The organism is Humidisolicoccus flavus (genome assembly GCF_045689595.1).
GTDB classification, from domain to species: Bacteria; Actinomycetota; Actinomycetes; order Actinomycetales; family Microbacteriaceae; genus Humidisolicoccus; species Humidisolicoccus flavus.
On sequence record NZ_CP142724.1, the window covers coordinates 2,348,285 to 2,366,061 of the forward strand.

Below are 17,777 nucleotides of genomic sequence, written 5' to 3' on the forward strand. Positions count from 1 at the left end.
ATTGGTTCCCAATGCCACGCGTTCGCATTCTCGGCATGCTTGTTATCTCGGCTCTCATGATTGCCGGATTGACCGTTCTCTCCAGCACCTACGAAAAACCTGCTGAGGCGGCGGTCGCAAGCGACTTCGACCCCGGCAATATCATCAGCGACCAGAACTTCTATGACGGTGCCGCGATGTCGGCGTCGCAGATTCAGTCGTTCCTGACCCAGCGAGTTCCGAGCTGCCGCTCGAACTACGCCTGCTTGAGCACGTACCGTCAAAACACCCCGACGATGCCTGCGACAGCGTATTGCCGTGCAATTCCCGGTCAAGCCAACGAAACTGCGGCGAGCATTATTGCCCGTGTTGGGTCCGCGTGTGGTGTGAGCCAGCGGGTGTTGTTGGTGCTGCTCGAGAAAGAGCAGTCGCTCGTTTCCTCAGCATCTCCGGTGCAGCGACAATTCGATAAGGCAACGGGATTCGCGTGCCCAGACACTGCGCCCTGCGATCCCTCGTTCAACGGGTTCTCGTACCAGGTCTATTACGCCGCACGGCAGTTCAACCTGTACCAGGCGCGCCCGAACAACTATCGCCACGTTGCAGGCAAGAGCAATCAGGTGTTGTACCACCCGAACGCCGCATGCGGCTCCTCCTCCGTGTTCATCCAGAACCAAGCGACCGCGGGACTGTACAACTACACGCCATACCAGCCGAACACCGCAGCGCTCGATAACCTCTACGGTTCAGGAAACACCTGCTCGAGCTATGGCAACCGGAACTTCTGGAGAATCTTTACGGACTGGTTCGGCGACCCGCGCCAGTCCGCGCACGTCGCATTCTGGCAAGCTTCGGGCGACGCCCGCGTCTACCTCGTGTCGGAGGGGACGAAGTACCTCGTCCCGAACCGAGCGATGCTCTCTGAATACCAGGGGCTCGGCATCGTGCAGCAAGTCACTGCTGCCCGATTGAATGGTCTGGCCACCGGAATGGAACTCGGTCGTATCATCGTCGGAGCCAGCGGGAAGATGTACTTCGTTGATGGAAGTACCGGCTACCACATCAGATCGTGCGGTGACCTGCAGGCCTGGGGATTCGGCTGCGGCTCGTTCCCAAGAATTGGAGCCGCGCTTGAACAGCGCCTTCGTGACGGAGGCGTCTTGCACCGCACCGTAACACTTCCAGACGGAAGCGCGTGGGGCATCGAGGGTGCAAAGAAGCGCCAGCTCGTCAATGTGTCCGTGGCGAACTCCTTTGGATTCGGAAACCAGTCCACTCGCTTGAGCTCGACGGCGCTCAACGGACTTCCTGTCGGTGTCCCGGTGGTTCCTCCGGGGTATGCCGTACGAAACAGCGATCGATCAATCGCATACGTATCAGCCTCGAATGGGTTGTGGCGGGCGAGTTCCGCGCAGAAGCAACTCGGCTTCCTGTACAACGCGCCCGTATTCACGACCGCCTCGATGAACCAATTGCGTCACGTCGGCAACCTTCCTGACCGTGTGCTCGACGGCGCAGTCGGATTCGTCGTGAGCGACGCGGGTATGCTTCGCGTGCATCCGCCGCACTATGGCGGCACCAGCCGATTCGCGCAGTGGTCGGCAGGTATTGCGAGTTCCATGCCTCGTGCAGGCGAGGCGAGGGCCTCGCACTTCGTGAGGGAGCAGGGCACTGACGGCATCTATCTCGTCAGCGGTAACACGATGCGTGTGATGCCGAACCAAGCCGAGTACCAGCGAGTAATTCGCACCGGAGTGCCCGCGCGTGTCTGGAACGTTCCCCCTCGTTCGCTTGCAGACGTGCCACAACGCACGGAGTTCCCCTCTGGCACCTTGATTCGCGTTCCCGACCAGACCACCGTGTACATGATCGATGGCGGCCGAGCATTGCGGGTTCCGCAGTGGGCGAATGTCGAGGCGCTCGGGCTCCCGACCACGGTGAGGCAAGTCCCTGTCGGGGTGCTTGCTGGATTCTCGTCCACCTCGGTCCGGCTCGACACGCTGAACATACAGTGCGGATCGACATCGTACTTTGCCAGTGGAGCAGGCCTCCATCCGTGGTCCTCGCTCACCGCGAGGAATCACCTGGGCATGCCCGTCTTGAAACTGCAGGATCCGACCTGCGCTGTGCTCAAGAAGTTCGTCAATCGCGCGACACAGTTCGTGAGCGGGAAGTCGGGCGGCACCTACATGATTCAGGACGGCAAACTCCGCTACATCAACTCGGGTGCCACGCTCGCCTCAGTCGGTGGGAACAACGCCAACCGAATCGGCGTGCCGAACCATATTCTGCGGCTCATCCCTGAGGGCACGTGGGTTCGACCGACCTTCCCCGACGGGACGCTCATTCAGTCGCAAAACGGCGGCCCAGTGTATGTGCAAAACGGTCCGAATGTCATGGAACTGCGCACGTATCAGATTTCGAAGTCGCTTGGACTCGGGACCTCGCCGGTACGGCTGCAACAGGCCGGGGTGAACGCTACGACGAAGGTCGGAACGCTCTCCTCATCGATCATTCGATGCGGAACCGTTCTCTTCGTCGGCGTGAACGGTGCACGACAAGCGGTGCCGCAGCAGTTCGTGGGTGATTACAAGGGCATCGCTGTCAATCAGTTGAGCTCATCGCTCTGCGCGAAGATCCCTGTCTCCGGACAGCGGATGACCGAGATCGTTCAGGGCAACAATGGCGTGATGTGGTTGCTCGATAATGGCAAGCGTCATCAGATCCAGAACCAGGCCGCACTCACGCGCCTCGGGGGGCACTCCAACGGCTGGCGGGTTGTCGACGACACGGTCATCGCCGCATTCCCCGTCGGTTCAGCGATCAGTCGATAGCTGCGCTCACACGAAGTGCGCCGAGCAATCTGCTCGGCGCACTTCGTCGTTCGCGGTGGCCTGACTGGGAGGCGCGTTCGCTACTGTGCAGCCATTAACGCCGAGATTTCGGAGTTGTCGCCGTAGACGATCTTCGAGTCGTAGGGCCGGTCTGGGAACTTGCCATAGTCGAGACTGATGTCGAGGGCATTGTCGTGAATGAATTCCTCGATCTTCTCCCCGAGGGCCGTCGCGGTCCCGGAGCACACGTTGATGATGCCGCGGACCTCGTCTTGGAGTGCAACGGTTGCAATCTGTCGACCAAGTTCGGCGACGTGAATGAAGTCGAACTTCGCCTTGCCTGAGGTGAACGGGAACGAGGTCTTGCCGGCGTCGGCCGCCTCGAGCAATTTGGTGAACACCGACTGGTTGTTCCTGTCGTCACCGTAGATGTAGAAGGCACGGAGCCACTGAATTGTCGCGTGCTGTTCGAGTTCGGTGAACACGGAACGTCGCAGCGCGTCCTTCGCGATGCCGTAGAGCGAGAGCGGGTCGCACTTGGTATCGGCCGTGATGATGCCTTCATGACGACCAATTTCGTGCATCGTGCCGAGCACCGCGAGTCGAGTAACACCCGAATCCGCGAACGCCGAGAGCACACGGAAGTGGTCGGAGAGTCGAAGCATATGCAGACGAGAATTGTGCGCGAACCCGGCTTCCCATGCAAGGTGGACGACGACATCGAACTTTTCGTCGAGCAGCGGTTGCAGGTTCGTGTCTGGATGCAGGAGATCAAGGGTGACGACTGTCGCGCGAGGGTCGATCGTTCTCCGAGAACCCGGGCGAGTGGTTGCAGTGACCTCAGCGCCCTGTTCGAGAAGAGCGGTCACAACGTGTCGACCGATGTAGCCGGCAGCGCCTGTCACGAGTACGCGTTGCGCGTGGGTCATACATTCCCCTCAATTGCAGCATGGAAGCGCTTCATCCTATCGAAACCCCTTATTTGCCGAGCGTGGGGTCGAAGCGTTCTGGAATTGGCGCGAGGACTTTCCGCCAGGTGATTTCGTGTGAGACCTTCACGACGCAAATCACCAGGAGCAGCAAACCGAATTCCCACAGCAGATTGCTCATGACGAGACCCTGTGAAGCGAGTACCGTCAAAATGACGGCCGGCCACTGATGCAAGACGCTCTTTCGACGAGCGGCGAGCAGCCACGCACGGATGAGGCCCGCGAACAGCATGAGCAAGAAAAGGATGAGCCCGATCAGCCCGAGTTGGAAGAGCACATCGATATACGTGCTCGACGAATCGAGGACTTGCCGCGCGTTGACGGGACCGATGAGCGAATAGGGTGGCGTCTCCATGTCCCAACGGCCGAGAAACCCGCGACCGATCTGGGCATTGAACTGCACGAGGGGCATGATTTTGCGCCAGACTGCGAGGCGGAAGTTCGCCTCGCTCTCGGCGCCGAAGAACTCGACAACGTTCCAACGGGAAATCCAGACAAGAAGCCCGCCGAGCGCGACCGCGACCACGAGAATTCCTTGAACGCCACGGCGTTCGCTCGGTGGCCTCGACGCGATGAGCGCGAGAACTCCGAGGATGACGACTGCGCCGACGGCACTCGCGCGTGCGATCGCGCTGCCCGACAGGACAATGAGGCCGACAGCGAGCACGATCGATCCCCAGGCGACCCAACGCGAGGTCGCACGCGCGCGAAGCTCGATAACAAAGGTTACGAGGGCGAGCACGGCGAAGGCCCCGAGTGTTGTGTTCTCTCCGAAGAGACCTTGGATGGGGCCACCACCGGCAAGGTTGCCATGCACACGTAGCGTTGCGAATGTCGTGTCGAAGATGATCCCGACGAGAACCTCGACCGCGTATGAGCCAAGGATCACGATTCTGCACGCGGTCGCGAAGCTTCGCAGGATCTGGATGAGATCGCGAGCAAGCGCGATGTATGCGGCGAGGACGACGAAACCCAAGAAGTACAGTGCACTCCCGATCGACTCGGGAAGATAGCGGCTCCAGAGCGGCGAAACGATTGCGAACGCAGCGAATGCGCAAAGGGTGAGGGGGAGGTGCCGAACCTCGAGATCCAGGCGCAGCGCCCACACCGCCCCGGCGCACAATGCCACAAGTACCGATACCGCGGCGAGGAGACCCGGCCAGCCGATCAGGCGCACGGTCAGGGGCGCAAGGAGAGCGACCAGCATCGAAGCCGTAGTCAGGGCATGGTGTGTCTTCGCATGACTCAGGAAGTATTCGAGACTCACTCGGTTCGGATTCATGATGTCACCGCTCGGGACGGTGCCGAAGAGGGAGACGCGGTCGCTCGTTCACGGCCCCGCACGATCACCGCGACGAGGAGCACGAATCCGAGCTCGATCAGCGGACGGCTCTCAGTGAGGCCCTGCACGAAGAGCGCAACCACGATCAGGAGGGCCAGCGCGTGCGTGGACGCGAAGGGTTGAGCCCGCAGCGTGGCTACGGCCGACTTGAACGCGCTGAACTGCACGCAGATCCAGAGCAGCACTCCGATCGCACCGAGTTGCATGAACACATCGAGCCAAACGTTGTGCGCCATGAGATGAACGACGCCACCGTGGATCGCGAGGTGATCGAACGGTGGGACCCACGGCGGCCAGTACCCGAAAATCCGTTGCCGATCACCGGGCTCTCCATTGCCTGGCCGATCACGGATTCCCAGATTCCGAAGCGTCCGGTGAAGTCGGAGTCTTTCCCGATGAATGCGAGGAGTTGCTCGCGTGCGAGAACTGCAACGCTTAACAGTGCGAGTGCGATGAGACTGGAAACGGCAGTCGTGATTTGGAAATGTCGGAGCGGCATCCTCCGCCACAGGGCGATGAAGAGCGCGACGCATGCTACGGCGATCGTGGCAACAAGGACTGTGGCGCTGCGAGTGAGTGCAAGCGCCACGATCGGAGCGATGATCGTGACCGCCGCAAGCGCTCGTGATCGAATGCGTCGTGTCGAGGCGACCGCAACGATCAGCGCAAGCAGTGCGGTCATTGCAAGAAGATTCGAGTTTCCGGTGATGCCCTGAATCCGGCCGCCGTCGAGGAGGAGATCTCTCGACCAGTAGAACGCAGCAGGGTGATCGCTGCTGTCATAGTGCACCCAGAGTGGGTAGATCGGTCGGCGAAGCACAAGAGAAACGAACGCTTCGAACACGAACGACGCGAGCACCACGAGCTGCGTGCCCCACAGCAGCGCGCGACGGAACGTATCGAATCTGATGAGCGCAAGAAAAATCCCACCGACTGCGCTCGCGAGCTGGAGGAATACGCCGAGGAGCGTGGTCGGGGGGTGCAGTGACCACACGGCGGTTGCGAGCGCGAAGCCGAGAAACAGGGTGAGCGACCACGGGAGGCGACGAATCGAGAAGCGCAGGCTCCGAAGTTCAACGATCGCCCAGACCAGCAGCGAAGCAACAATCGCGCCCCAGCCGTACCAGCTCAGGAGGTACCGGAAGAAGTCGCCACTTGCGAGCGTGAAGACGATGAGCGTCGCGAGCGTTGCATGTCGCTGCGATCGATTCATTCGTCCATCGTGCCACGCTTCTCGCAGCATTCGAGACTTTCAAAAGCACCTTGGCATCGCATATTTCTCGAGAAGTCGAAGCCGAGAACCGGCCGGCGGTCCGAAGTCCGCGATATTGTCGAAGCTGCCGCTTGACGAAGAGGATTCATGACTACTCCCCGGACACTCGTCCTCGTACCGACTTACAACGAGTTTCTCGCTCTTCCAACGATCGTCGAGAGGCTGTTCACCGCCGCTCCCGATGTCGATCTCCTCATCCTGGACGACAACAGTCCCGACGGAACGGGCAAGCTCGCGGACGAATTGGCCGCTCGTGATCCACGAATCACGGTGCTGCACCGTACAGAGAAAGCCGGGCTCGGCGCGGCCTACCTCGCTGGCTTCGAGGAAGGCATCCGACGCGGGTACGACCTGCTCGTCGAAATGGACGCCGATGGCTCGCATCCTCCAGAGACCTTGCCCGAGATGATCGCGCTCGCCTGGGGGGTCCCCGGCTTCGACCTCGTGATCGGTTCGCGATGGGTCGCTGGTGGGAGCGTGGTTGACTGGCCGAAGCGACGTGAAGCGTTGAGTCGCGGAGCAAACCTCTACGCACGCTCGATGCTGAGCGTCGATGTCCGTGACATCACCGCCGGCTATCGCGTGTACCGAGCGAGCACACTGGCGCGTCTCGCGCTCGAGGATCTCGACAGCAAGGGCTACTGCTTCCAGATCGACATGACGTTGCGGGTCGCCGACGCCGGCGGGACAATCCAGGAGGTTCCGATCGTCTTCCGTGACCGTGAGGTCGGTGAATCCAAGATGAGCGGCTCGATCATCGTCGAGGCCATGTCCAAGGTCACCGGTTGGGGTATCGGCCGCAGGGCGGCATCACTCCGTGGATTCTTTAAGAGCCATCGATGAGCGGAACTGATCTCCATCTCGCACGCGCGAGCACCAACCAGGCAGTGATCCAGGCGCCGAAGCCGGCGCTCCGGCTCGATATTCAGCTCCTCAGAGCGATCGCGGTCGGGATCGTCGTCGCGTACCACCTCTGGCCGAACCGGTTCCCCGGCGGATTTGTCGGGGTCGATGTCTTCTTCGTCGTCTCAGGGTTTCTGATCACCGACCATCTGATGCGCTCCGCCGAATCTCCGGGCGGGGTCAAGCTCGTCAAATTCTGGGCGAACCGCGTGCGGCGTCTTCTGCCGCTGTCGTTGTTGGTGCTCTTGGTCACCGCGATCGGCGTCCTGGTGTTCACCCCAGCCTCCACGTGGATTCGTTCGCTCTGGAACATCGTGTGGTCGAGTCTCTACGTCCAGAACTGGGCCCTCGCCTCAGGGTCGGTGAACTACCTCGAACGAGATGGTGATCCCGTTCCGACGCAGCACTTCTGGTCGCTCTCGACCGAGGAACAGTTCTACCTCGTCTGGCCGATTTTGATTGTCCTCATCGCAACGATCGCGGTCAAGACGATGCGCTCGAGCGACGACGTGGTGCGAGTACGCCGCATTCGAGCCTTCGTGGCAGCTGCCATGATCGCGATCACGGTCGGCTCGCTCGCATACTCGCTGTATCTCACCGCTGCAGATCCCGGGGTCGCCTACTTCGCGACGACGACTCGCGCTTGGGAGTTCGCAGCCGGAGGCCTCGTGGCGCTACTGGTGCGGACCGGGCTGGCGACGAAGATTCCGGGCCGATTCATCGTGCTGCCCGTCCTCGGAGTCCTCGTGATGTTCGCGACGACCCTGTGGCTGCCCGAGGGCACGCCGTTCCCAGGCGTTGCTGCATTGCTTCCCGTCGTGGCAACGGCGTTCTTCCTGCTGTCGGCGAAGCCTGTCGGGCCGTTCTCGGACACCGTGCTCTCGAAGCTGCGACCGCTCACGTACATCGGAGATCTCTCTTACGCGATCTACCTCTGGCACTGGCCGCTGATTCTCTTCGCCGAGGCGATCACGAACGGTCAGGTGACGTTTGTTTGGAAGCTCGGGATCTTCGTTGTCACCCTCATCCTCGCGGAGCTGAGCAAACGTCTCGTCGAGGACCCGTTCCGCTACGGCAAGATCTGGACGAAGAATCATTTCAGGCCGTTCGGGCTCGCCCTGGCAGGCATGGCTCTTGTTACTGCGACTTGCTTCACGAGTATTGCGGTGATCCAGTCGAGTGCGAACACTGAGCCGACGGGGTCGTTCATCGATGGCGCCAATGACCCTTCGATTCCGCTCTCTCCTTCGGTCGCTCTGCGATCCGAGGATCGCGGCATCATGTACGACTGCTTCGATCTCGTGGGAACGGGAAGCACGATCTGTTCCTATGGTCCAGAAGACGCTGACACTCGGATCGCGATCGTCGGAGATTCGCACGCCGCGCACTTGATTCCCGGCCTTGCAACGGCCGCCGTGGAGAACGGTTGGCGCCTCGACACCTACGTCGGCATGAACTGCGATGGCCTCAGCGAGGAGAATCGTTGTGTCGATGCGGACAAGATGGTCGATCAGGTTATCGGCGGCGATTACGACGTCGTGCTGGTTTCGAGCTATCGCGGCTCCTATACACCGATCGAGTTTGTCGAGCAGGGATGGCAAGAGCTCTACGACGCTGGAATGCCGCTGCTCGGTGTTGCAGACGTTCCGTTGCACTCCGAAGCTGCGTTCGCGTGCATCGACATGAGCGGTGGCGACGTGGAGCGTGCTGAGGCGTGCGTTACAGCACGCGACCAGGCGCTGACCGAGATGCCGGATCGCGTGAAGCCGATTGCGGAGCGCATCGGATTCCCGAGTGTCGATTTCGATTCGCTGTTCTGCGTCGAAGACGCCTGCCGGAGTGTGCTGCAGAACACCTTCGTGTACCAGGACGCCCCGAACTCGCATTTGACGTCGACGTTCTCGACGTCGTTGGCCCCGCAGTTCGCAGCAGCGATCGAGGAGTACCTCGAGACCGAGCGGTGAGCGGCTCGGCGCTGCGCCTTACCGTAAACGCAGCGCCGTGCGACAGAACTGGTTTCGCGTTGGAGCGGCTCGCTTAGACGAACGCGCCTACGCCCGAGACGGACTTGCCCACGATCAGCGAATTCATCTGGTAGGTGCCCTCGTACGAATAGAGCGCCTCCGCATCGGCGAAGAACCGACCGACTTTCGAGTCGGTCACGATACCGTTGCCTCCGCAGATCTCTCGGCACCAGGCAACGGTCTCACGCATTTTCTCCGTAGTGAATGCTTTCGCGAGTGCTGAGTGATCGTCGCGTTGCGTTCCGCGGTCCTGCATCGTCGAGACTTGTGAGACGAGTGCGATCGACGCGGTGATGTTCCCGAGCGACTTGGCGAGCAAACTTTGCACCAGTTGATGTCCAGCGATCGGCTTTCCGAACTGCACGCGCTCTTGGGAGTACTGCAGGGCGGCTTCGTACGCGCCAGCCATCACTCCAACGGCACTCCATGCAACCTCGGCGCGGGTTTGGCGCAGCACCTTCGCGGTGTCACGGAATGAGTTCGCATTCTGCAATCGCAGCCGCTCGTCGACGCGAACGTTCTCGAGGGTGATGTCCGCGTTCTGCACGATGCGGAGAGACATCTTGTGTTCGATCTTGGAGGTCGTGAATCCTTCGCTCGACGTCGGCACGATGAATCCCTTGACCTGGTTGTCCTCGACATCTTTTGCCCAGATGACGACGACATCTGCAAACGTTGCGTTGCCGATCCATCGTTTTGCTCCGTTGAGCACCCACTCGTCGCCTTCTCGACGTGCGGTGGTGCGAAGACCTTGCGCGGAATCGGAACCCGAGAGGGGTTCGGTCAATCCGAATGCTCCGATTTGCGCACAGGATGCGAGTTGCGGGAGCCACTCCGCCCGCTGCTCTGGGGAGCCGCATAGGGCAATCGATCCCATGGCAAGACCGTTTTGGACACCGACGAACGTGCTCACCGAGGCGTCCACGCGGCTCATCTCGAGTGCCACCCAGCCTCGGAACACCGACGAGTTCGGGAAAGGAGCGGTCTCGGGAAAGCCGAGCCCGATTGCGTGGTGTTTGACGAGTCCCTGGATCACATCCATCGGGAAGGTTGCGTGCTCCCAGTGATCGTCCACGATCGGCGCGACCTCTGATTCGAGGTAGCGACGCAAGGAGAGCAGGTGCGTCTTTTCATCGTCTTGCAGGTCCTCCGAGAACCCGTAGAAATCACTGGACAATGGCGTGAACGTCATGTGTGCTCCTCATCGGCGTTGATGGAACCCACCGTAAGCATGCTGAACGGGTGGGGCAAAGCCGATTGGAATTCTCGGCCAAAGACAGAGCGTTCACAGTGTTCGGGATTGTGGAGTTCGTCATGCGCGCCGAGAGGGGTGCCTTCAGCGGAGGTGACGACACGCCGTTGGGTGTCCGAGGATTTTGCACGCCGCGAGTAGCATTTGCCGATTTCGACTTGACGCGAAGGAATTACACGAGTGTAATTATGTGCAGTGATGAACCGGCCGGGGTTCTCACGAAGGCTGTCAGGAGTATTGCATGCACGACTCAAACCGAAGAGGAGTTCCAGGCGATTGGTTCGTTGACCCGATCAATCTTGGAGTTCCCGGTGTTCGCGCGACGCTCGATGACGGCGCCCTCGCTTGGCAGAGCGACTCGCTCTGCGCCGAGACCGATCCGGAAGCATTCTTCCCTGAAAAGGGTGGCTCGACCCGCGATGCAAAGCGCATTTGTGAGTCATGCGACGTTCGTGCCGAATGCCTCGAATACGCACTGAAGAACGATGAGCGGTTCGGTATTTGGGGCGGTTTGAGCGAACGTGAGCGTCGAAAGCTTCGAAAGAGCGCCTAACCGCCTTGTCAGGGCAGTGCCGTCACGAACGGCACGATCCTTCGATCGAGACTCGGCATCTCGGTCCGTTTTCTGAGCTGGGCTGATCTCGTTCGCCCCTGAGTCTTCGCGGCACACCGAGTCACACGCGTGCGTTGCACCCTCGACCCTTTAGCCTCATTAAGTGCAACCAACGGTCGTCACTCTTGTTGCCGCGCGGAATGGGGAGCGGTATCTTCCCGCGACCCTCGCGGCCCTCAATGCTCAGACGCATCGTCCGGATCTCTGGATCGGAATTGATGCCTCGAGCACTGACGCGAGTCAAAAACTTCTTCTCGAAGCAGGACCCTCTCGTGTGGTGAGCGTCCGCGCGAAGGCAAGTTTCGGGGAGTGTGTTGGCGCTGCGCTCGCGCTCCCGGAGGTGGAGCGAACCGAATGGGTGTGGCTGCTTCCGCACGACGCCGTCCCAACACCGGACGCCCTTGAGCAATTGCTGGCCACCGCGGAGACGAGCCCGAGTGTTGTGATCGTCGGACCGAAGCTGATGCGCCTCGAAGAACGCGACACGTTCTCGGAATTCGGCGAGACGCTGACGCAGTTTGGTTCGAGTTTGCTGCTGCACGAGGGCGAACTCGACCAGGGGCAACACGATCAACGAATCGACGCACTCGGCGTTGCAAGTGCTGGGATACTGATTCGTCGAGACGTCTTCGACGATCTCGAAGGCTTCGACCCGGCGCTCCCCGACATCGATTCAGGGCTCGATCTCGGTGTCCGAGCACGCCTCGCGGGTCACCGTGTTCTCCTGCAACCGAAAGCACGAGTCAGTGTTGCCGGAGGGCCGGAACTCTTTGCCGCTCGCTCCGTGAGTGATCAGCGCAGAACCGTATTGCGACGACGCGCGCAACTCCACCGACGACTGACGTACGCGAATCCTTTCGCCGCCGTGGTGCACTGGCTCAGCCTCTTGCCTCTCGCTATCGCCCGCTCGATCATGCATCTCCTGGCGAAGCGACCAGGGAGCGTGGCGAGCGAATTCCTCGCCGCCCTGGGCACCCTGATTTCGGTCAGCGCGATCCTGCGCGCCAGGCGCGTGCTCGCACGCAACAAGCGTGCGCCATGGGCTTCGCTGCGTTCACTCAGGATCTCCCGAAAGGCGCTCCGCGAACGGCGCTTGCGGCAGCCTCATCGAGATATTCCCGTCGCGAAACTGAAGTCGGACGATCGAATCGGATTCATCGAGAGTGGCGCACTCTGGGTCGTGTCTCTCGCGCTCATTGCCGGGATCGTGCTCGCCCTCCCGCACCTGGGCGCCGCAGCGCTGACCGGCGGAGGCTTGCTCCCGATGAGCGAGAGCCTTTCCTCGGTCTGGGCGAACGCGCTCTCGACAGCGGCAGGCACGTCGGGGCTTGAATCCGCACCGGCGGACCCCCTCACGATTGTGCTCGCGATCCTTTCGAGCTTGACCTTCTGGCAGCCGTCGCTTGCCCTGGTCATTCTGTTCATGTTCGCTCCCGCATTCGCTGCGGTGAGCGTCTGGTTCGCAGTGCGCTCGCTGAGCGAAGCACGTTGGACGCCGGCGATCGCGGCCGCGGTTTGGGGCTTTGCGCCGACCCTGCTTCAAAGCGTGTGGGACGGTCGCGCCGGATCAGTGATCGCCCACATTCTGCTCCCTCTGCTTGCGGCAGCTGTGTTGCGGGCTTCGGTATCGTGGCGCGCCGCCGGCGGGGCGAGTCTGCTCTTGGTCGGCATTGGGGCGGCGGCTCCATCGCTTCTCCCGCTGCTCCTTGGCGCTGTAGTGGTTGCTGCTGCACTCGCATTGAGACGATTCGCGCGCGTGCTGTTCGTGCTCGTTCCCGCGCTCGTCGTCTTCGCACCTCTCGTGTTCGCGAACATCGAGCGCGGGACCTACTTCGCTTTCTTCGCAGATCCCGGCGTTCCTCTTGCTCACTCGGGCTCTGCCGCCGCCGTCTTGTTCGCGATGCCCGACGATCGTCTCGGACACTGGACATCACTTGCCGAGTTCGTCGGGCTGGGGATCGACGGCGCCTGGGCGATCCTCCTCTTGCTGATCCCGTTGCTCGTGCTCGCACTCATCGCGGTCACGCTCAAGCCTCGCTACACCCTGCTCGCACTCGCGTTCTCGGCGGGAGCCTTCGCGACCGCGCTTCTTGCGAACCAGATCCAAGTCACTACTGCATTCGGTGCGCCAGTGTCACTCTGGCCTGGCGGCGCAACCAGTGCGCTCCTGCTCGGGATCCTGCTCGCCGCAACGATCGGCCTCGACCGACTCGCGTATCGAGGGGGAGTTCTTGGCGCCCTCAGCGGACTGAGCGCCGTGGCTCTCGCTCTCCCGATGTTGATGTTGCCGTTCCTGGCGAACTCCTCACCCGTGCAGTCTGCGAGCAATGCCCTGCCAGCGTTCGTCACGGCGGACGGTCTGAACGATCCCAATATTGGCACGCTTGTGCTCACCCCTACCGGCGAGAATGCGATGCGAGTCGAACTCGAACGAGGAACGGGCTCAACGCTCGATGGTGTTCGAACCTTTGTGCAGACTGCACCGGAGTTGAGCGAGGCACAGCAAGAACTCTCGCAGGTGGTCGCTGATCTCGTGGTTGGCGCGAATGTCGATCACAGCGAACTCTTGAACCAGCTCGGCGTGCGCTACATCGTGCTGGCGGCGCCCGAAGATGATGGAACCGGGCTATTCGGGCGAGCTCGGCGCAGCCTTGAAGCGAACGGAATGCTGAACACAGTCGGGCAGACAGGAGCTGGGTTCCTGTGGCAGCGAGACGGAGAGGTCCCTGAAGTCGAGTCGATCGACTCGGGTGCGGGCCTGGTGCTCGCGGCCCAACTCGGTGTTCTGGTCGTCGCAGCACTGATCGCGATGCCGAGTCTCCGGTTTTCACAGCGCGTCAGAGTCCGACGAGCGTCCCAGGTTGAGGAGTCAAGCGAATGAGCGACAACGAGTCAGGCCCTGAGCAGGACGAGCGCGAAGCGGACGTCGACCCCGATGAGACGCAGCAGTCTGCCAGCGACGAGGTCGGAGGCGAGCGCGGAGCGCATGACATCGCTTCCAACCCTTCGATCACAGACCGTGAAGCGGCCGCCAACGATGCCGCTGAGGCTGAGTATCGCCGTCTTCGGCCGCGACGGGCTGCGCTCTACGGGACCCGCGCTTTGGCGGGTCTCGCGGGGGTCGCAATTTTGACGCTCGGAGTATCGACCGTCCAGGCTGTTCCAGAATTGGTCGCAATGGAAGCACCGGTCGCTGAGGTGCAACCCGCGCTCGCATCGCAGCAGCGGGTCTGTGCAGCGCCGTTTCTCCAGATCATCTCCGATGACCCGGCGGCGCCGAGTCGTATCGATGGGGCAGGTTCCGTCGCAAGCGTTTTCTTGCCGGAAGGGCCAACGGAGACGACTTCGATTCCCGTCGCCGATGCCTCAGTGGAAGCAGGGGTGCTCACCGAGCCGGAGGGTGAGCTCTCGCTCGCGGGCGCGAGCTTCGTTCGCTTGGCGGACGACATGCTGCACACCGGCTTTGCCACGAGTGAGTGCAGCGAGCCCGCAACGCAACAGTGGCTACTCGGAGGTGCGACGACGACTGGCCGAAGCAGCGTGCTCGCGATCGCCAACCCGTCAGCGGTCGCGGCATCGCTCAACATCGAGATCTATTCGGTTGAAGGCCAGGTCGCGAGTGTCGGGAACACTGGGATCGTCGTTCAAGCCGGATCGGTCGCGACAATCGATCTCGCAAGTCTCGCGCCGAACCTTGAGGATCCGGTCGTCAAGATCGACGCAACCGGCGGGCCCGTCTCCGCTCGAATCTACGCAACCACGACTCGAGGACTCGAAACTGGCGGGAACGAAATCCTCGACCCGATGACGGCATCGACGAGTCAGGTGATCCCCGGTGTCGAGATTGAGGCGTTGACGGGAATCCAGACGCAGGAGGGGTTCGCGGATCTCGTTCCCGTACTTCGAGTGTTCGCGGAGGAGTCGACTAATGCGACCTTGACGACGACTGCGCGCGATGGCGAGCCCATTACGGTCGATCTCAATCTGGTCGGCGGCCAGGTTCAGGACATCCCTCTCGATGAGCTCGCTCCGGGCACCTACACCTTCACGGTGAAATCCGAGCAAGCCGTCGTCGCCGCGGCGAGAACCGTTCGCGTGCTTCCTGACACGAGCAACGACTACTCATGGACAAACGGCGCGTCTGCGCTCCCGACGAATGCGCAGTTCATCGTTCCGAACGCTCCGGGTGCAACGGTGCACTACGCGAACCCGACGGAAACTCCGATGTCGATCGAAGTCGATGGCGAGACCGTCGAGCTACCCGCATCCGGTGGGATTTCGATCCCCGGGGGTGGAGAACACGAGGTTCTCAGTGATGGCGTCGTCGTCGGTGCCAGCTTTATCCAGGGAGCGACGAGCACGGGATTCGTGCTCACCCCGCCGGGACCAGCCGCAGACGGCATCACTGTGAGTTGGTAGGACGGCCAGCGGCTCTTCTTCGTCGATTGAACGACGCGTCAGTCGTGGTCGTGTCGGAATCGATCCGGTGCGACTTCCCAGGGGTCACGCCCGATGTATTCGGCGGCCGCCTTGAAGACGCAGCCTTCGATCGCGATCCTGCGGTGCCATTCGTCGTTCCGGTGCAGCCTCGTCATCCGTTGAATCGGGAGGCGGAACAGGACGATGCGACGAGTGCCGCGGTCGGTCGCCCAGCGAGGTACCACCCGCACGGTATCCGCTGCGAAGGACGGGGGCATGTCGGCGACTTCGAACGAAGTCTGGGCGAGTTCTTCGGGCCAGAGCCGCTTCAGGTAGTCGGCAGCGTCGACGACTGCATCTTCGAATCTGGTCTCGCGCGACTCGAGCATCGGGAGCCCCGGGCCAGCCAGCGAGGAGCGGATGCCACGGCCGTGCCGTGAGCGTCGGGTTTCGCGGCCGTGGAGCATGTTGCAATTGTAGATCTCTCCGGCTCGCTACGCTTGACTCTCGTGGACCCTCGACCCTGCACCAAGGCAACGTGCCGTCATTTTGCTGAGCGCACGCTCACCTATGACTACGGCGCGCGACTGGTCGTCATCGGGCCGCTCGCTCCAGAGCGGAACGGGGGGTACGACTTGTGCTCCGTGCACGCTGACCGAATTTCAACGCCAAAAGACTGGCAGATCATCCGACACCAGGACGCACCCCAATGACGCTTGCACAGATCGTAAAAACCTATGACGTCCGCGGGCTCGTCGGATCGCAGATCACGCCCGAGGCGACGCGAGCGCTCGGCGCAGGATTCGCCGACCTGGTCGCTCCATCGGGCGCGCACGAGATCGCGATCGGCTTCGACATGCGCGATTCGTCCCCCGAGCTCGCCGCCGCCTGCGCAGAGGGAATTCGTGATCGAGGACTCAACGTACGCTGGCTCGGGCTGTGCTCGACCGATGAGTCGTACTGGGCGTCTGGAACGTTCTCGGTGCCCGCGATCATGTTCACCGCGAGCCACAACCCGGCGAGCTACAACGGAATGAAGTTCTCCAGGGCCGGTGCGCAGGGCGTCAGCCTCGACACCGGGCTCGCGGAAGTGCGCGACACTGCTGCACGCTATCTGGAGCAGGGTGTTCCGGTCGCTGAGCAGCGGGGAACGCTTCAGGAGCACGATGTGCTCCGTGACTACGCTCAAACACTTCGGAAGCTCGTTCCGCTCGCAGACGCGCGCCCCCTCAAGATCGTCGTCGATGCGGCAAACGGCATGGGTGGACTCACCGTTCCCGCCGTGCTGCAGAATGCCGCCGGTCTTCCTGCGCTGCCATTCGAGATCGTGCCGATGTACTTCGAACTCGATGGAACGTTCCCGAACCATGAGGCGAATCCGCTCGATCCGAAGAACCTCGTTGATCTGCAGGCGGCTGTCCTGGAGCACGGTGCAGACCTCGGGCTCGCCTTCGATGGTGATGCAGACCGATGCTTCGTCATCGACGAACGTGGTGAGGCCGTGAGCCCGAGCGCGATCGCGGCGATCGTCGCGGTGCGCGAGATCGCTCGGGTGCAGGCTGCGGGGGAGCAGGACATCGTCGTGCTCCACAACCTCATCACCTCTCGCGCGGTGCCGGAAGCCATCGAGGCTGCAGGCGCGACGGCGGTGCGGACGCGCGTCGGCCACTCGCTCATCAAGGACAAGATGGCCGAGACTGGCGCGGTCTTCGGCGGCGAGCACAGCGCGCACTACTACTTCCGCGATTTCTGGGGCGCCGATAACGGCATGCTCGCAGCGCTGCACGTGCTTGCTGAGCTCTCGGCGCGGGGCGTGGCGATGTCGGCGCTCGCAGAACGCTTCTCTCCCTATTTCTCCAGCGGCGAGATCAATTCCACGGTCGATGACGTTCCGCAGGCGTTCACCCGTATCGTCGAGGCGTTCGTGTCCCGTGGTGAGTTCGACGAAATGGACGGCCTCATGCTGACGGCCCACGACGGGTCCTGGTGGGTGAGTGTTCGACCATCGAACACCGAGCCGCTCCTGCGATTGAATGTCGAGGCCGAAACTCCTGAGCGCATGGCGCAGATCCGCGACGAGGCGCTCGCGCTGATTCGCAACGACTGAGCATTCCTGCGCACGAAGAAGGGGCGAGCCGTATCGGCTCGC

Annotated in this window: 14 protein-coding genes; 8 read left to right on the forward strand and 6 right to left on the reverse strand. The window is 61.8% G+C overall.

Annotated features, from left to right (window positions below; translation table 11 throughout):
• Positions 1-11 precede the first annotated feature (11 nt).
• The gene (locus U2H20_RS11260) at positions 12-2,813 is read left to right on the forward strand and encodes a hypothetical protein (RefSeq protein ID WP_430592371.1); all 2,802 of its coding nucleotides are present in this window, start codon (positions 12-14) and stop codon (positions 2,811-2,813) included.
• Positions 2,814-2,893: 80 nt separating this feature from the next.
• Here the strand turns inward: U2H20_RS11260 and U2H20_RS11265 are convergent, their stop codons facing one another.
• Genes U2H20_RS11265 through U2H20_RS11280 form a run of 4 tightly spaced genes read right to left on the reverse strand, consistent with a single transcriptional unit; the run spans position 2,894 to position 6,357 of the window.
• The gene (locus tag U2H20_RS11265) at positions 2,894-3,742 is read right to left on the reverse strand and encodes an NAD-dependent epimerase/dehydratase family protein (protein ID WP_430592372.1); all 849 of its coding nucleotides are present in this window, start codon (positions 3,740-3,742) and stop codon (positions 2,894-2,896) included.
• Between the two features lie 49 nt (positions 3,743-3,791).
• Positions 3,792-5,084, reverse strand: coding sequence for an O-antigen ligase family protein (locus U2H20_RS11270; protein ID WP_430592373.1), 1,293 nt, complete (start codon positions 5,082-5,084; stop codon positions 3,792-3,794).
• A complete protein-coding gene (locus tag U2H20_RS11275; RefSeq protein WP_430592374.1) occupies positions 5,081-5,311 on the reverse strand; it encodes a hypothetical protein in 231 nt (76 codons plus the stop codon). Before U2H20_RS11275 ends, U2H20_RS11270 begins: the two co-directional genes overlap by 4 nt.
• The gene (locus U2H20_RS11280) at positions 5,281-6,357 is read right to left on the reverse strand and encodes an O-antigen ligase family protein (RefSeq protein ID WP_430592375.1); all 1,077 of its coding nucleotides are present in this window, start codon (positions 6,355-6,357) and stop codon (positions 5,281-5,283) included. Before U2H20_RS11280 ends, U2H20_RS11275 begins: the two co-directional genes overlap by 31 nt.
• Positions 6,358-6,504: 147 nt before the next feature.
• On the opposite strand from U2H20_RS11280, the gene U2H20_RS11285 reads away from it, so the two are divergent.
• Together U2H20_RS11285 and U2H20_RS11290 are read left to right on the forward strand one after the other, a co-directional pair.
• Positions 6,505-7,260: a polyprenol monophosphomannose synthase gene (locus U2H20_RS11285; RefSeq protein WP_430592376.1), complete on the forward strand. Its 756-nt coding sequence runs from the start codon at positions 6,505-6,507 to the stop codon at positions 7,258-7,260.
• Positions 7,257-9,284, forward strand: coding sequence for an acyltransferase family protein (locus U2H20_RS11290; protein ID WP_430592377.1), 2,028 nt, complete (start codon positions 7,257-7,259; stop codon positions 9,282-9,284). Before U2H20_RS11285 ends, U2H20_RS11290 begins: the two co-directional genes overlap by 4 nt.
• Before the next feature lie 73 nt (positions 9,285-9,357).
• Here the strand turns inward: U2H20_RS11290 and U2H20_RS11295 are convergent, their stop codons facing one another.
• On the reverse strand, positions 9,358-10,536 hold the full coding sequence (locus U2H20_RS11295) for an acyl-CoA dehydrogenase family protein (RefSeq protein WP_430592378.1): 1,179 nt from the start codon (positions 10,534-10,536) through the stop codon (positions 9,358-9,360).
• A gap of 301 nt (positions 10,537-10,837) precedes the next feature.
• Here U2H20_RS11295 and U2H20_RS11300 point away from each other — a divergent pair, with 301 nt between their 5' ends.
• From U2H20_RS11300 to U2H20_RS11310, 3 genes are all read left to right on the forward strand, one after another.
• Positions 10,838-11,149 (forward strand): WhiB family transcriptional regulator, encoded by a 312-nt coding sequence (locus U2H20_RS11300; RefSeq protein WP_430592379.1) that lies wholly within the window; start codon positions 10,838-10,840, stop codon positions 11,147-11,149.
• 163 nt (positions 11,150-11,312) lie between these two features.
• Positions 11,313-14,090 (forward strand): glycosyltransferase family 2 protein, encoded by a 2,778-nt coding sequence (locus tag U2H20_RS11305; RefSeq protein ID WP_430592380.1) that lies wholly within the window; start codon positions 11,313-11,315, stop codon positions 14,088-14,090.
• Positions 14,087-15,628, forward strand: coding sequence for a DUF5719 family protein (locus U2H20_RS11310; protein WP_430592381.1), 1,542 nt, complete (start codon positions 14,087-14,089; stop codon positions 15,626-15,628). Before U2H20_RS11305 ends, U2H20_RS11310 begins: the two co-directional genes overlap by 4 nt.
• A 38-nt stretch (positions 15,629-15,666) precedes the next feature.
• On the opposite strand, the gene U2H20_RS11315 is transcribed toward U2H20_RS11310, so the two are convergent.
• Positions 15,667-16,095 (reverse strand): metallopeptidase family protein, encoded by a 429-nt coding sequence (locus tag U2H20_RS11315; RefSeq protein ID WP_430592382.1) that lies wholly within the window; start codon positions 16,093-16,095, stop codon positions 15,667-15,669.
• Between the two features lie 42 nt (positions 16,096-16,137).
• On the opposite strand from U2H20_RS11315, the gene U2H20_RS11320 reads away from it, so the two are divergent.
• Both U2H20_RS11320 and U2H20_RS11325 read left to right on the forward strand, forming a co-directional pair.
• Complete coding sequence (locus U2H20_RS11320; protein ID WP_430592383.1) at positions 16,138-16,341, forward strand: DUF3499 family protein; 204 nt, start codon at positions 16,138-16,140, stop codon at positions 16,339-16,341.
• A complete protein-coding gene (locus tag U2H20_RS11325) occupies positions 16,338-17,735 on the forward strand; it encodes a phosphomannomutase/phosphoglucomutase (RefSeq protein WP_430592384.1) in 1,398 nt (465 codons plus the stop codon). The genes U2H20_RS11320 and U2H20_RS11325 overlap by 4 nt, the downstream gene beginning before the upstream one ends.
• Positions 17,736-17,777 lie beyond the last annotated feature (42 nt).

Bases quoted from the DNA above. Each gene is read 5' to 3' on its own strand.
- U2H20_RS11290 (WP_430592377.1), top strand. From the start codon at position 7,257: ATGAGCGGAACTGATCTCCATCTCGCACGCGCGAGCACCAACCAGGCA.
- U2H20_RS11315 (WP_430592382.1), bottom strand. From the start codon at position 16,095: ATGCTCCACGGCCGCGAAACCCGACGCTCACGGCACGGCCGTGGCATC.
- U2H20_RS11325 (WP_430592384.1), top strand. From the start codon at position 16,338: ATGACGCTTGCACAGATCGTAAAAACCTATGACGTCCGCGGGCTCGTC.
- U2H20_RS11295 (WP_430592378.1), bottom strand. From the start codon at position 10,536: ATGACGTTCACGCCATTGTCCAGTGATTTCTACGGGTTCTCGGAGGAC.
- U2H20_RS11300 (WP_430592379.1), top strand. From the start codon at position 10,838: ATGCACGACTCAAACCGAAGAGGAGTTCCAGGCGATTGGTTCGTTGAC.
- U2H20_RS11310 (WP_430592381.1), top strand. From the start codon at position 14,087: ATGAGCGACAACGAGTCAGGCCCTGAGCAGGACGAGCGCGAAGCGGAC.
- U2H20_RS11280 (WP_430592375.1), bottom strand. From the start codon at position 6,357: ATGAATCGATCGCAGCGACATGCAACGCTCGCGACGCTCATCGTCTTC.
- U2H20_RS11260 (WP_430592371.1), top strand. From the start codon at position 12: ATGCCACGCGTTCGCATTCTCGGCATGCTTGTTATCTCGGCTCTCATG.
- U2H20_RS11285 (WP_430592376.1), top strand. From the start codon at position 6,505: ATGACTACTCCCCGGACACTCGTCCTCGTACCGACTTACAACGAGTTT.
- U2H20_RS11265 (WP_430592372.1), bottom strand. From the start codon at position 3,742: ATGACCCACGCGCAACGCGTACTCGTGACAGGCGCTGCCGGCTACATC.
- U2H20_RS11270 (WP_430592373.1), bottom strand. From the start codon at position 5,084: ATGAATCCGAACCGAGTGAGTCTCGAATACTTCCTGAGTCATGCGAAG.